Here is a 14,097-nt window from a genome sequence, read left to right as displayed (position 1 = left end):
CCTAGCGCTTCTTGTTCGACTTGCGGCGGCGGACGATGTACTTGTTGCTCGCCTTGTTGCGATCACGAGTACGACCCTCCTTCTTGCCCCACGGCGAGACCGGGTGACGACCACCGGAGGTCTTGCCTTCACCACCACCGTGCGGGTGGTCGACCGGGTTCATCACGACACCACGCACGGTCGGGCGGACGCCCTTCCAGCGCATGCGGCCGGCCTTGCCCCAGTTGATGTTCGACTGCTCGGCGTTGCCGACCTCGCCGATGGTGGCGCGGCAGCGGACGTCGACCAGACGGATCTCACCGGACGGCATACGAAGGTGCGCCATGGCGCCTTCCTTCGCGAGCAGCTGCACGGAGGCACCCGCGGAGCGGGCGAACTTCGCGCCGCCGCCGGGCCGCAGCTCGATGGCGTGGATGGTCGTACCGACCGGGATGTTGCGCAGCGCCAGGTTGTTGCCGGGCTTGATGTCGGCGCCGGGGCCGCTCTCGATCCGGTCACCCTGCTGCGTGCCGCGCGGGGCGAGGATGTAGCGCTTCTCGCCGTCCGCGTAGTGCAGCAGCGCGATGCGCGCGGTGCGGTTGGGGTCGTACTCGATGTGCGCGACCTTGGCCGGCACGCCGTCCTTGTCGTGGCGACGGAAGTCGATGACGCGGTAGGCGCGCTTGTGTCCGCCACCCTGGTGGCGAACGGTGATCCGACCGGCGTTGTTACGGCCGCCCTTGCTGTGCAGCGGGCGAACCAGCGACTTCTCCGGCGTGGACCGCGTTACCTCGACGAAGTCGGCTACGGAGGAGCCACGGCGGCCCGGCGTAGTCGGCTTGTACTTGCGGATTCCCATTTCTCAGTCCTCGTCCGATATTCGGACCAGGGCGCTCCGTTAGGAGGCCTGGCCGAAGATGTCGATACGGTCGCCCTCAGCAAGGGTCACAATCGCGCGCTTGGTGTCGGCACGCTTGCCGAAACCAGACTTCGTGCGCTTGCGCTTGCCCTGACGGTTGATCGTGTTGACTCCGGTGACCTTGACCGAGAAGACCGCCTCGACGGCCTGCTTGATCTGGGTCTTGTTGGAGCCGGGGGCCACGATGAACGTGTACTTGCCCTCGTCGAGCAGCGCGTACGACTTCTCGGAGACGACCGGCTTGACGAGGACGTCGCGCGGGTCCGAGAAGGACTTGCTCAGCGGGGTGGGCTCAACAGCGATCTTGCCCTCGGTCGCGATGCGCTTCGCCTTGGCGACGCGCGCGGCCTTGGCGGCCTTCGCAGCCTTGGACGCGATGCTCTGGTGACGAATAGCCATCAGGCTTCGCTCCCTTCGGTCTCATTGGCCTTGGGGCCAGACACGAAGGACTCGAAGGCGGCCTTGGTGAAGACCACGTCGTCCGAGACGAGCACGTCGTACGTGTTCAGCTGGCCCGGCTCCAGGATGTGCACCTGGGGCAGGTTGCGGGCGGAGAGCAGCGAGGCCTCGTCCGAGCGCTCGATGACCAGGAGCACGTTCTTGCGCTCACTGACCTTGCCGAGCAGGCTCTTGGCGGCCTTCGTGGAGATCTCGCCCTCGACCACGCCGGTGACGACGTGGATGCGGGAGTTGCGCGCCCGGTCGGTGAGGGCGTGACGCAGGGCGGCAGCCTTCATCTTCTTGGGGGTGCGCTGGGAGTAGTCACGCGGCACGGGGCCGTGGACGACGCCACCGCCGGCGAACTGCGGCGCACGGGTCGAACCCTGGCGCGCGCGGCCGGTGCCCTTCTGGCGGTACGGCTTCTTGCCGCCACCACGGACTTCACCGCGGGTCTTGGTCTTGTGCGTGCCCTGACGGGCCGCGGCCAGCTGCGCGACGACGACCTGGTGGATCAGCGGGATGCTGATCTTCTCGACGTCGAAGATCTCCGCGGGGAGCTCGACCGTCCCGGTCTTGTCGCCTGCCGGCGAAAGGATGTCAATGGTGCTCATGGGTTACCTCAGGCCCCCTTGGCCGCGGTACGGACCAGGACGAGGCCGCCGTTCGGACCGGGGACCGCGCCCTTGATGAGCAGCAGACCCTTCTCCGCGTCAACGGCGTGGACGGTCAGGTTCTGGGTGGTGACCCGCTCGTTGCCCATGCGGCCCGCCATGCGCATGCCCTTGAAGACACGGCCGGGGGTGGCACAGCCACCGATGGAACCGGGCTTGCGGTGCACGCGGTGGGCACCGTGGGAGGCCTTGCCGCCGTGGAAGTTGTGACGCTTCATCACACCGGCGAAGCCCTTGCCCTTGCTCTTGCCGGTGACGTCGACCTTGATACCGGCCTCGAACGTCTCGGCGGTCAGCTCCTGGCCGAGGGTGTACTCGCTGGCACCAGCGGTACGGATCTCGACGAGGTGGCGACGGGGGGTCACGTCGGCCTTGGCGAAGTGGCCCTTGAGGGGCTTGTTCACCTTGCGCGGGTCGATCTCGCCGAAGGCGATCTGGACCGACTCGTAGCCGTCGCTGTCATTCGTACGGACCTGGGTAACGACGCAGGGCCCGGCCTTGACCACGGTCACCGGGACGACACGGTTGTTCTCGTCCCAGACCTGGGTCATGCCGAGCTTCTCGCCCAGGATGCCCTTGATCTGCTTGGTCATCTTCTTCGCGCCCTTCAGAGCTTGATCTCGATGTCAACGCCGGCCGGAAGGTCCAGGCGCATCAGCGAGTCAACGGTCTTGGGCGTCGGGTCGAGGATGTCGATCAGGCGCTTGTGCGTGCGCATCTCGAAGTGCTCGCGCGAGTCCTTGTACTTGTGCGGCGACTTGATGACGCAGTACACGTTCTTCTCAGTGGGCAGCGGCACCGGGCCCGCGACCGACGCACCAGTGCGAGTCACCGTCTCGACGATCTTCTTCGCCGAAGAGTCGATGACCTCGTGGTCGTAGGCCTTGAGCCGGATGCGGATCTTCTGTCCCGCCATGGCTACTTAGTAGTCCTGTCTCTCGTAACGCTCTGGAACCTGTGGGCCCTGTTTCACTCTTCCTCCGACCCACGCGGTCGGGCGTGTCGCAGTCCCGCTGACAGAAATATCCGTACGGATTCCCTGCCAAGGGTCTGCGGCCCAAAGCCGCAAGGTCTGGGGGAAGAAACCCACCAGGTGCCTGGTCGAGCCCCCCGCTGACACTTCCCGAAAGATTCCCGTACGTCCGCCCCAGCGCTGCCGCAGGCGGCAGATAAGGCGACGAGTACTGTGGGACTCGCTTCCGGTCCTCCCGGCGGGAGGCGCGCAGCATCGGCACTCAACCGAGCAACCCCGACAGTCTGCCACATGGGGCACCCTCGGGGCCAATCGAGCCCAGAAGACTACCCCGTGAGTGACGAAGGTCAAACCCGCCGTGGCGGTCCGCCCGCCCGTAGCTCCTGCCCAGGGTCAGATCCCGGCAGCGTGCGCCACGCGTCCGTGGCGGGCGCGACCCCGACGCAGTCGGTTTCGCTGCCGTTGCCGCTGTAGCTGCTCTTGCGCCACTTCAGCTCGGCGCCGCCTCCGGCCATCTGCGCCGCGAGCGCGAACGCACTCCCGCCGGCCGCATCGTCACCCGCACGATCTCCTGCAACCAGCCGGGCGCGGCCCGACAGCAGCCGCCCTCCCCCGCTGCGACGCGGACCGGGCCTCCAGAGGCCGTCGAGCACCCGGTACCCCGCCCGCCGCCGCGTAAGCAGCCACGCCCCCTCCCGGCCGTGCCACACCCCGCGTATCCGGCCCCGGCGCTCCTCCAGCAGACCGCCGACCTCCTGGCGGAGCTGCGCCACCACGACGCCCGCCTACTCCTCTCCGCCCACGACACGGCCCACCTCGCCCCCGGCGTGGCTGCCTGGCTGGAACGCGACGTCGAGCCCACCGCCGTACGCCGCGCCCTCACCCGCGACCTGCCACCCGAGGGCCTCCGCCGCCCCGCCGCCCTGCTCGCCCACCGCCTCACGGCCCTGCTGCCGCCACCACCGCCCTTCAGGCCCCCGGCCGCGGCCCCGCCGCCCACACTCCATCCCCTGCACAACTGCGACTCCTGCGACCGCGCCTTCCGCGCCCCGGCCCCGGGCCACTGCCGTGACTGCCGATCCTGAAGGTCGCCAGAGCGCCCGCACGGCAGACCTCGTACGTCCGGAGGGAACCAGAAAGGGCCCGCACGACCGAAGTCGTACGGGCCCTTCCCTTACTGCGTGTACTGCGATGCGCTCAGTTCAGAGCGACCGGGTCTCCCCGATCTTCAAGCAAGCGGGAAGCTTACTTGTTGATCTTGGTGACCTGGCCGGCGCCGACGGTCCGGCCACCCTCACGGATGGCGAACTTCAGGCCCTCTTCCATGGCGACGGGCTGGATGAGCTCCACCTTCATCTCGGTGTTGTCACCCGGCATGACCATCTCGGTGCCCTCGGGGAGGGTCACGACGCCGGTCACGTCCGTCGTACGGAAGTAGAACTGCGGGCGGTAGTTGTTGAAGAACGGGGTGTGACGGCCACCCTCGTCCTTCGACAGGATGTAGGCCTGGGCCTCGAACTCGGTGTGCGGCGTGACCGAACCGGGCTTGATGATGACCTGGCCGCGCTCGACGTCCTCGCGCTTGATGCCACGGAGGAGCAGACCGACGTTCTCACCGGCCTGGCCCTCGTCGAGCAGCTTGCGGAACATCTCGATGCCGGTGACCGTGGTGGTGGTCTTCTCGGTCTTGATGCCGATGATGTCGACGGTCTCGTTGACCTTGAGGACACCACGCTCGATACGACCGGTGACGACGGTGCCACGACCGGTGATCGTGAAGACGTCCTCGATCGGCATCAGGAACGGCTTGTCGACGTCGCGCTCGGGCTCCGGGATCGACTCGTCGACAGCCTTCATCAGGTTGAGGACGGACTCACCCCACTCCTTGTCGCCCTCGAGCGCCTTGAGCGCCGAGACCTTGACGACCGGCAGGTCGTCGCCCGGGAACTCGTACTCGGAGAGGAGCTCACGGACCTCGAGCTCGACGAGCTCCAGGATCTCCTCGTCGTCCACCATGTCGGCCTTGTTCAGGGCGACGACGATGTACGGAACGCCGACCTGGCGGGCCAGGAGCACGTGCTCCTTGGTCTGCGGCATCGGGCCGTCGGTGGCGGCGACCACGAGGATGGCGCCGTCCATCTGCGCCGCACCCGTGATCATGTTCTTGATGTAGTCCGCGTGACCGGGGCAGTCGACGTGGGCGTAGTGACGCGTCTCCGTCTGGTACTCGACGTGCGCGATGGAGATCGTGATACCGCGCTGGCGCTCCTCGGGAGCCTTGTCGATCTGGTCGAAGGCCGAGGCCTCGTTCAGGTCGGGGTACGCGTCGTGCAGCACCTTGGTAATGGCGGCCGTGAGGGTCGTCTTACCGTGGTCAATGTGACCGATGGTGCCGATGTTGACGTGCGGCTTAGTCCGCTCGAACTTCGCCTTCGCCACTGGGTCCTCCTGGGAGTGGTTCTGTACGCCTTGCTTCATCGGCGCCAGGTGATCTTTGCTGGGAAGCCAGCCGCCGGGGTTCTTGCCTTACGGGGTCGAACCCCGGCGGATGGTGTCAAGCCTAAAGCGTTAACTGGGGTGAGTTACTCGCCCTTGGCCTTCGCGATGATCTCCTCGGCGACGTTCCGCGGAACCTCGGCGTAGGAGTCGAACTGCATTGAGTAGCTTGCGCGACCCGACGTCTTGCTGCGGAGGTCTCCGACGTAGCCGAACATCTCCGAGAGGGGCACGAGGCCCTTCACGACGCGAGCGCCGCTGCGCTCCTCCATGGCCTGGATCTGGCCACGGCGGGAGTTGATGTCACCGATGACATCGCCCATGTAGTCCTCGGGCGTGGTGACCTCGACGGCCATCATCGGCTCGAGGAGCACGGGGGACGCCTTGCGCGCGGCCTCCTTGAAGGCCTGCGAACCGGCGATCTTGAAGGCGAGCTCGGAGGAGTCGACCTCGTGGTAGGCGCCGTCGATGAGCGTGACGCGGACGCCCGTCATCTCGTAGCCCGCCAGGATGCCGAACTGCATGGCCTCCTGAGCACCCGCGTCCACCGAGGGGATGTACTCCTTGGGGATGCGGCCACCCGTGACCTTGTTCACGAACTCGTACGACGCGTCGCCGCCCTCGATGGGCTCGATCGCGATCTGCACCTTCGCGAACTGACCGGTACCACCGGTCTGCTTCTTGTGGGTGAAGTCCACGCGCTCGACGGCCTTGCGGATCGTCTCGCGGTAGGCCACCTGCGGCTTGCCGACGTTCGCCTCGACGCGGAATTCGCGCTTCATGCGGTCGACGAGCACCTCGAGGTGAAGCTCGCCCATACCACCGATGATGGTCTGGCCGGTCTCCTCGTCCGAGTGAACGCGGAAGGAGGGGTCCTCCTCCGAGAGACGCTGGATGGCGACACCCAGCTTCTCCTGGTCACCCTTGGACTTCGGCTCGATGGCGACCTCGATGACCGGCGCCGGGAAGTCCATGGACTCCAGGATCACCGGGTTCTTGTCATCGGAGAGCGTCTCACCCGTGGTGGTCTGCTTCAGGCCCATGACGGCCACGATGTCACCGGCGCCCACCGAGTCGATCTCCTCACGCTTGTTCGCGTGCATGCGGTAGATCTTGCCGATGCGCTCCTTCTTGCCCTTGACGGAGTTCAGCACCGCGGTGCCGGCGTCCAGGCGACCGGAGTAGATCCGGACGAAGGTGAGCTTGCCGAGGTGCGGGTCGCTCGCGATCTTGAACGCGAGGGCCGACAGCGGCTCGTCGTCGGACGGCTTGCGCTTGATGACCGTCTCCGGGTCCTTCACGTCGTGGCCCTCGATGGCCTCGACGTCCAGGGGGGACGGCAGGTAGCGCACGACCGCGTCGAGCAGGGGCTGGACGCCCTTGTTCTTGAACGCGGTACCGCAGAAGACGGGGGTGACGGTGGTGTCGCCGCCCTTGCCGGAGGCGATGGTGATGCGGCGGATCGCCGCGTACAGCTGCTCCACGGTGGGCTCCTGGCCCTCCAGGTACAGCTCCATCATCTCTTCGTCGTTCTCCGCGACGGCCTCGAGGAGCTTGCCGCGGTACTCCTCGGCAGCCTCGGTGTGCGTGTCGGGGATGTCGACGATGTCGTAGGCCTCGCCCATCTTGGTCTCGGCGGACCAGACGAAGGCCTTCATGGTGACGAGGTCGACGACGCCCTTGAAGTCAGCCTCTGCGCCGATGGGCAGCTGCATGACCAGGGGGGTCGCACCGAGGCGGTCGACGATCATGTCGACACAGCGGTGGAACTCGGCACCGGTGCGGTCGAGCTTGTTGACGAAGCAGATGCGCGGGACGCCGTAGCGGTCCGCCTGACGCCACACGGTCTCGGACTGGGGCTCAACGCCGGCGACGCCGTCGAACACCGTCACGGCACCGTCGAGCACGCGGAGCGAACGCTCCACCTCGACGGTGAAGTCGACGTGGCCCGGGGTGTCGATGATGTTGATGGTGTGGTCGACGTCGTTCAGCGGCCAGTGACAGGTGGTGGCAGCAGAGGTGATCGTGATGCCACGCTCCTGCTCCTGCTCCATCCAGTCCATCGTCGCGGCACCGTCGTGGACCTCACCGATCTTGTACGAGACACCGGTGTAGAACAGAATCCGCTCGGTGGTCGTCGTCTTGCCCGCGTCGATGTGAGCCATGATGCCGATGTTGCGCACCTTGGCCAGGTCAAGTGAAGTGGTAGCCATGTCGGCTCAGTCTTCTCTCGGTCTCGATGGGGGTAGCGACTACCAGCGGTAGTGCGCGAAGGCCTTGTTGGACTCGGCCATCTTGTGGGTGTCCTCGCGCTTCTTCACAGCGGCACCGAGGCCGTTGGAGGCGTCGAGGAGCTCGTTGAGCAGACGCTCGGTCATGGTCTTCTCGCGACGGGCGCGGGAGTAACCGACCAGCCAGCGCAGGGCGAGCGTGTTCGCACGACCCGGCTTGACCTCGATCGGGACCTGGTAGGTCGCGCCACCGACACGGCGGGACTTGACCTCGAGGGTCGGCTTGATGTTCTCGAGCGCGCGCTTGAGCGTGATGACCGGGTCGTTGCCGGTCTTCTCGCGCAGGCCCTCCATGGCGCCGTACACGATGCGCTCGGCGGTGGAGCGCTTGCCGTTCAGCAGCACCTTGTTGATGAGGGAGGTCACCAGAGGAGAACCGTAGACCGGGTCGATGATGACCGGGCGCTTCGGGGCGGGGCCCTTACGAGGCATTCTTACTTCTCCTTCTTGGCGCCGTAGCGGCTGCGGGCCTGCTTGCGGTTCTTGACACCCTGGGTGTCGAGGGAACCGCGGATGATCTTGTAGCGAACACCAGGCAGGTCCTTCACACGGCCACCACGCACGAGCACGATGGAGTGCTCCTGCAGGTTGTGTCCCTCACCCGGAATGTAGGCCGTGACCTCGATCCCGGAGGTCAGACGCACACGCGCGACCTTACGGAGGGCCGAGTTCGGCTTCTTCGGGGTGGTCGTGAACACACGCGTGCAGACGCCACGGCGCTGGGGCGAACCCTCAAGTGCGGGCGTCTTGTTCTTCTCGACCTTGTCCTGCCGGCCCTTACGGACCAGCTGCTGGATCGTAGGCACTACTTCTCCGGTTTCTGTGTGCCGAATAGTAAAGCTAACCTGGAACGTCCCCGACCCACGCGGTCGGGTGTGTCGAATGCTGCAGACTCCCGCCGCGAGGCGGAAAGGGGCGCAGATTGCGGTGGCCTTGTCGACGGACCCGCGCTGCGGTTGAAGACACGCGCACGAGCCCAGGCACACCCCAGGCACAAGGTCTGAGCGTACCTACCTCATCGAGTCTGGTCAAAACAAATGCGGTGGGGGGCGACACGCCGGACATCCGGGCGAATCAGGAGCGCCACAGAAAGTCCTTGATCAGTTTGACGTCCGCCTGGTCCTTGGGCCGGATCGACCGCTCTTTCCACAGCAGGATCTGGGAGAGAGGGCAGAAGGGGATGCCGGAGATCCACTCCGCTCCCTCGATCAGCTCGTCCGGCTCCGGCGTACCCGGCAGCCACCGGTCGAAGACCTCGATGTCGCCCCCGAAGAGCAGCACCATGTGGCCGTGCCAGGACGGTGCCGCCACCGGATCGGCCAACGCCTCGGCGGTCTTCCAGGCGGCCCCGCGAGCGACGATGTCCAGGTCACCGATCCGGTCCCGGATGCCGTGCGCCAGCAGCGGCCCGCTCCCGGCCACCACATAGTCCGTGGCCGGCAGGTGCAGGGACAGCAGCTTCACGACCAGGGGATGCCTTCGCAGCTCCAAGGCGGCGCCTCCTAGAGGATGGGCAGCCCGACCGCTGAGCGAGCAGCCATGCTCATCGCCAGCGAGGCGATGACACTGGCCAGCGTACCGATGAGGAAGTACTCGGACGCGTGCTTGCCGTGTTCGCTCGTCGGCACCCGGGCCAGCGATTTGGCGGCGAGCACCAGCGCCGCGGCCTCCGGCTGGCCCGCGGCGAGGAAGGCGAAGAGGAGCCCCCGCTCCAGCAGGCCGATCACCCGTCCCGCGCTCATGAACTCGACCGCGGCCCGCCGCTCCGGGCTGTCCGGCAGGGCCAGGATCTCCCGGCGCACCGGGCCCGTCGCGCTCTTGGCCAGGGCTCCGCCCCCGAACACGGAAATGAGCGCCGCCGAGAGGAACACCGCCACCTCGTCGCTCAGCACCAGCTCCCGCATGAGCGGCCCCGCCGTGGGCCCGGCGGACCAGGCCGCCAGGGCGACGGCGCCCAGGAGGGCCACGGCGCTCACCCAGCGGTTGCGCGCCACTCGCCCCATCATCAGGGGCAGCGTGACCGAGAAGCCGAGGCCGGGCAGGCCGACCGGGTGCTTCCACAGGACGAGGCCCAGGGACAGCAGAGCGGCCACGCAGAGCGCGATCCACGGCTTGCCCTCATCGGCGTACGGGAGGACCGCGTATGCCCCGTAGAGGGCCGTGAAGAGGACCATCCGCCAGGGGCGCGGCCCGTGCCACGCGAGTCCCAGCGGGATCAGCACCGCGGCCGCCAGACCGAAAGAGAGCCGCGCCGTCTCCACGTACCGACCCTCCAACTCCCCTGCGCCGCACGGCACTTCGGCGGCCCGAACCACCCGCATCCTAGACAGTTGGCGCCCGGCAACGCCAAAGGGCGGCCACCCCAAAAGGTGACCGCCCTTCAACAGACCTGGGTCCTACTGGTTGTACGGCCCGTAGTCGTAGTCCTCCAGCGGAACGGCCTGACCGGAGCCCGTGCCGAACGGCGAGTAGTCGATGTCGTCGTAACCGACGGCCGAGTACATCGCTGCCTTGGCCTCCTCGGTCGGCTCCACCCGGATGTTGCGGTAGCGGGACAGGCCCGTACCGGCCGGGATGAGCTTACCGATGATGACGTTCTCCTTGAGGCCGATCAGGGAGTCGGACTTGGCGTTGATCGCCGCGTCCGTCAGGACCCTGGTCGTCTCCTGGAAGGAGGCCGCGGACAGCCACGACTCCGTCGCCAGCGAGGCCTTGGTGATACCCATCAGCTGCGGACGGCCGGAGGCGGGGTGACCGCCCTCGGTGACCACACGACGGTTCTCGGTCTCGAACTTCGAACGCTCGACCAGCTCGCCCGGCAGCAGCTCCGCGTCGCCGGACTCGATGATCGTCACGCGGCGCAGCATCTGCCGGATGATGATCTCGATGTGCTTGTCGTGGATCGACACGCCCTGCGAGTTGTAGACCTTCTGGACTTCGCCGACCAGGTGGACCTGGACCGCGCGCTGACCGAGGATGCGCAGCACGTCGTGCGGGTTGGTGGCACCGAAGGTGAGCGGCTGGCCCACCTCGACGTGGTCACCCTCGCGCACCAGGACCTTGGCACGCTTCGAGATCGGGAACGCCGTCTCGTCGCTGCCGTCGTCCGGGGTGACGACGATCTTCTTGGTCTTCTCGGTCTCCTCGATGCGGACACGGCCCGCGGCCTCGGAGATCGGGGCGACACCCTTCGGCGTACGAGCCTCGAAGAGCTCGACGACACGGGGCAGACCCTGGGTGATGTCGTCACCGGCCACACCACCGGTGTGGAAGGTACGCATCGTCAGCTGGGTACCGGGCTCACCGATGGACTGGGCGGCGATGATGCCGACCGCCTCACCGATGTCGACCAGCTTGCCGGTGGCGAGCGAGCGGCCGTAGCAGAAGGCACAGGTGCCGACCGCCGACTCACAGGTCAGGACCGAGCGGGTCTTGACCTCCTCGACGCCGTTGGCGACCAGGGCGTCGATGAGCACGTCACCGAGGTCGACGTTGGCCGGCGCGATGACCTTGCCGTCGATGACGACGTCCTCGGCCAGCATGCGGGCGTACACCGAGGTCTCGACGTTCTCCGTCTTGCGGAGCACGCCGTCCTCGCCCTTGACCGCGATCTTGAGCTTCAGACCGCGCTCGGTGCCACAGTCCTCCTCGCGAATGATGACGTCCTGGGAGACGTCGACCAGACGACGGGTGAGGTAACCGGAGTCGGCGGTACGCAGAGCCGTGTCCGCCAGACCCTTACGGGCACCGTGCGTGGAGATGAAGTACTCGAGGACGGAGAGGCCCTCACGGAACGAGGCCTTGATCGGACGCGGGATGGTCTCGTTCTTCGCGTTCGACACCAGACCACGCATACCGGCGATCTGCCGCATCTGCATCATGTTTCCTCGGGCACCCGAGTCAACCATCATGAAGATGGGGTTGGTCTTGGGGAAGTTCGCGTTCATCGCCTCGGCGACCTCGTTGGTCGCCTTGGTCCAGATCGCGATGAGCTCCTGCGTGCGCTCGTCCTTGGTGATCAGACCGCGCTCGTACTGCTTCTGGACCTTCTCGTCCTGCTCCTCGTAGCCCTTGACGATGGCCTTCTTGGCCTCGGGCACGACGACGTCGGAGATGGCCACGGTGACGCCGGAACGGGTCGCCCAGTAGAAGCCCGCCGCCTTCAGGTTGTCGAGCGTCGCCGCCACGATGACCTTGGGGTAGCGCTCGGCGAGGTCGTTGACGATCTCGGAGAGCTGCTTCTTGCCGACGGAGTAGTCGACGAAGGGGTAGTCCTCGGGCAGCAGCTCGTTGAAGAGCGCGCGGCCCAGCGTCGTACGCAGCCGGAAGCTGTCGCCCTGCTGGTAGGCACGCTCGTCACCGAAGTCGTCGCCCTCGGCGCTGACCGGCGGGGTCCAGCCGCGCGGCGGGATGGTGCCCACCGGGAAGCGGATGTCGACCTTCGCCTGGAGCGACAGCTCGCGGGCGTCGAACGCCATGATCGCCTCGGCCGTGGAGCCGAAGGACCGGCCCTCGCCGATGACCTTGCGCTCTTCCTCGTCGGTGGTGAGGAAGAACAGGCCCAGCACCATGTCCTGGGTCGGCATGGTGACGGGACGGCCGTCGGCCGGCTTCAGGATGTTGTTCGAGGACAGCATCAGGATGCGGGCCTCGGCCTGCGCCTCCGCGGAGAGCGGCAGGTGGACGGCCATCTGGTCACCGTCGAAGTCCGCGTTGAACGCGGTGCAGACGAGCGGGTGGATCTGGATGGCCTTGCCCTCGACCAGCTGCGGCTCGAAGGCCTGGATGCCGAGGCGGTGCAGCGTGGGCGCACGGTTCAGCAGAACCGGGTGCTCGGCGATGACCTCTTCGAGGACGTCGTACACGACCGTGCGGCCGCGCTCGACCATCCGCTTGGCGCTCTTGATGTTCTGCGCGTGGTTCAGGTCGACCAGGCGCTTCATCACGAACGGCTTGAAGAGCTCCAGCGCCATGGCCTTCGGCAGACCGCACTGGTGCAGCTTCAGCTGCGGACCGACGACGATCACCGAACGCGCGGAGTAGTCCACACGCTTGCCGAGGAGGTTCTGACGGAAGCGGCCCTGCTTGCCCTTGAGCATGTCGGACAGCGACTTCAGCGGACGGTTGCCGGGACCCGTGACCGGGCGACCACGACGGCCGTTGTCGAAGAGCGCGTCGACGGCCTCCTGGAGCATGCGCTTCTCGTTGTTCACGATGATCTCGGGCGCGCCGAGGTCGAGAAGCCGCTTCAGGCGGTTGTTGCGGTTGATCACGCGGCGGTACAGGTCGTTCAGGTCGGAGGTCGCGAAGCGGCCACCGTCCAGCTGCACCATCGGACGCAGGTCCGGCGGGATAACCGGCACGCAGTCGAGCACCATGCCCTTGGGGCTGTTGCTGGTCTGCAGGAACGCGGAGACGACCTTGAGGCGCTTGAGCGCACGGGTCTTCTTCTGGCCCTTGCCGGTACGGATGATCTCGCGGAGGCGCTCGGCCTCCTCGTCGAGGTCGAAGGACTCCAGGCGCTTCTGCAGGGCAGCGGCACCCATGGAGCCGTCGAAGTACGTGCCGAAGCGGTCACGCAGCTCGCGGTAGAGCAGCTCGTCGCCCTCAAGGTCCTGGACCTTGAGGTTCTTGAAGCGGTTCCACACCTCGTCGAGACGGTCGATCTCGCGCTGGGCGCGGTCACGGAGCTGCTTCATCTCGCGCTCGGCGCCTTCGCGCACCTTGCGGCGCACGTCGGCCTTGGCGCCCTCGGCCTCGAGCTCGGCCAGGTCGGTCTCGAGCTTCTTGGCGCGGGCCTCCAGGTCGGAGTCGCGACGGTTCTCGATCTGCTGACGCTCGACGGAGACGTGCGCCTCCAGGGACGGCAGGTCGCGGGTACGACGCTCCTCGTCCACGAACGTGATCATGTACGCCGCGAAGTAGATGACCTTCTCGAGGTCCTTCGGGGCGAGGTCGAGGAGGTATCCGAGGCGCGACGGGACGCCCTTGAAGTACCAGATGTGGGTGACGGGAGCGGCCAGTTCGATGTGGCCCATCCGCTCGCGGCGCACCTTGGCGCGCGTGACCTCTACGCCACAGCGCTCACAGATGATGCCCTTGAAGCGGACACGCTTGTACTTGCCGCAGTAGCACTCCCAGTCCCGGGTCGGACCGAAGATCTTCTCGCAGAAGAGTCCGTCCTTCTCGGGCTTGAGCGTGCGGTAGTTGATGGTCTCCGGCTTCTTGACCTCGCCGTGGGACCACTGTCGGATGTCGTCCGCGGTGGCAAGGCCGATCCGCAGCTCGTCGAAGAAGTTGACGTCGAGCACTTTGTCGTCAATCCCT

At 66.8% G+C, this 14,097-nt stretch carries 13 protein-coding genes and 1 pseudogene; 1 reads left to right on the top strand and 13 read right to left on the bottom strand.

Going from position 1 to position 14,097, the window contains the following annotated elements:
• Position 1: 1 nt before the first annotated feature.
• From rplB to J2N69_RS36685, 6 genes are all read right to left on the bottom strand, one after another.
• Positions 2–838: a 50S ribosomal protein L2 gene (rplB, locus tag J2N69_RS22030; RefSeq protein WP_030782576.1), complete on the bottom strand. Its 837-nt coding sequence runs from the start codon at positions 836–838 to the stop codon at positions 2–4.
• A 39-nt stretch (positions 839–877) separates the two neighbouring features.
• Positions 878–1,297: a 50S ribosomal protein L23 gene (rplW, locus tag J2N69_RS22025; RefSeq protein WP_125514474.1), complete on the bottom strand. Its 420-nt coding sequence runs from the start codon at positions 1,295–1,297 to the stop codon at positions 878–880.
• Positions 1,297–1,950, bottom strand: a complete 654-nt coding sequence (rplD, locus tag J2N69_RS22020; RefSeq protein WP_062775135.1) for a 50S ribosomal protein L4 — start codon at positions 1,948–1,950, stop codon at positions 1,297–1,299. Before rplD ends, rplW begins: the two co-directional genes overlap by 1 nt.
• A gap of 8 nt (positions 1,951–1,958) precedes the next feature.
• Positions 1,959–2,603: a 50S ribosomal protein L3 gene (gene rplC, locus J2N69_RS22015; protein WP_030782583.1), complete on the bottom strand. Its 645-nt coding sequence runs from the start codon at positions 2,601–2,603 to the stop codon at positions 1,959–1,961.
• A gap of 14 nt (positions 2,604–2,617) precedes the next feature.
• Positions 2,618–2,926 (bottom strand): 30S ribosomal protein S10, encoded by a 309-nt coding sequence (gene rpsJ / locus J2N69_RS22010; RefSeq protein WP_003948644.1) that lies wholly within the window; start codon positions 2,924–2,926, stop codon positions 2,618–2,620.
• 404 nt (positions 2,927–3,330) lie between these two features.
• Positions 3,331–3,498, bottom strand: a complete 168-nt coding sequence (locus tag J2N69_RS36685; protein WP_408056904.1) for a DUF397 domain-containing protein — start codon at positions 3,496–3,498, stop codon at positions 3,331–3,333.
• Here J2N69_RS36685 and J2N69_RS22005 point away from each other — a divergent pair.
• A pseudogene (locus tag J2N69_RS22005) lies at positions 3,457–4,068 on the top strand (helix-turn-helix domain-containing protein); the annotation flags it as partial. The gene J2N69_RS36685 and the pseudogene J2N69_RS22005 sit on opposite strands and share 42 nt — an antisense overlap.
• 160 nt (positions 4,069–4,228) lie before the next feature.
• Here the strand turns inward: J2N69_RS22005 and tuf are convergent.
• From tuf to J2N69_RS21970, 7 genes are all read right to left on the bottom strand, one after another.
• Positions 4,229–5,422 (bottom strand): elongation factor Tu, encoded by a 1,194-nt coding sequence (gene tuf, locus J2N69_RS22000; RefSeq protein ID WP_127910221.1) that lies wholly within the window; start codon positions 5,420–5,422, stop codon positions 4,229–4,231.
• A 143-nt stretch (positions 5,423–5,565) separates the two neighbouring features.
• Positions 5,566–7,692, bottom strand: coding sequence for an elongation factor G (gene fusA, locus J2N69_RS21995; RefSeq protein ID WP_127910222.1), 2,127 nt, complete (start codon positions 7,690–7,692; stop codon positions 5,566–5,568).
• A 39-nt stretch (positions 7,693–7,731) separates the two neighbouring features.
• Positions 7,732–8,202 carry a 30S ribosomal protein S7 gene (rpsG, locus tag J2N69_RS21990; protein WP_003974303.1) on the bottom strand — a complete coding sequence of 157 codons (471 nt, stop codon included), beginning with the start codon at positions 8,200–8,202 and terminating at the stop codon, positions 7,732–7,734.
• 2 nt (positions 8,203–8,204) lie between these two features.
• On the bottom strand, positions 8,205–8,576 hold the full coding sequence (gene rpsL, locus J2N69_RS21985) for a 30S ribosomal protein S12 (RefSeq protein ID WP_003948652.1): 372 nt from the start codon (positions 8,574–8,576) through the stop codon (positions 8,205–8,207).
• Positions 8,577–8,844: 268 nt separating this feature from the next.
• Positions 8,845–9,261 (bottom strand): hypothetical protein, encoded by a 417-nt coding sequence (locus J2N69_RS21980; protein WP_230902291.1) that lies wholly within the window; start codon positions 9,259–9,261, stop codon positions 8,845–8,847.
• 11 nt (positions 9,262–9,272) lie between these two features.
• Entirely contained in the window at positions 9,273–10,031 is a 759-nt protein-coding gene (locus J2N69_RS21975) for a hypothetical protein (RefSeq protein ID WP_230902290.1), read from the bottom strand.
• Positions 10,032–10,166: 135 nt separating this feature from the next.
• Positions 10,167–14,081, bottom strand: a complete 3,915-nt coding sequence (locus tag J2N69_RS21970) for a DNA-directed RNA polymerase subunit beta' (protein WP_127910227.1) — start codon at positions 14,079–14,081, stop codon at positions 10,167–10,169.
• Positions 14,082–14,097 lie beyond the last annotated feature (16 nt).

The sequence above is a fragment of the Streptomyces huasconensis genome (assembly GCF_021028635.1).
Lineage (GTDB): Bacteria > Actinomycetota > Actinomycetes > Streptomycetales > Streptomycetaceae > Streptomyces > Streptomyces huasconensis.
This window is presented reverse-complemented; position numbering and strand designations above follow the sequence as displayed.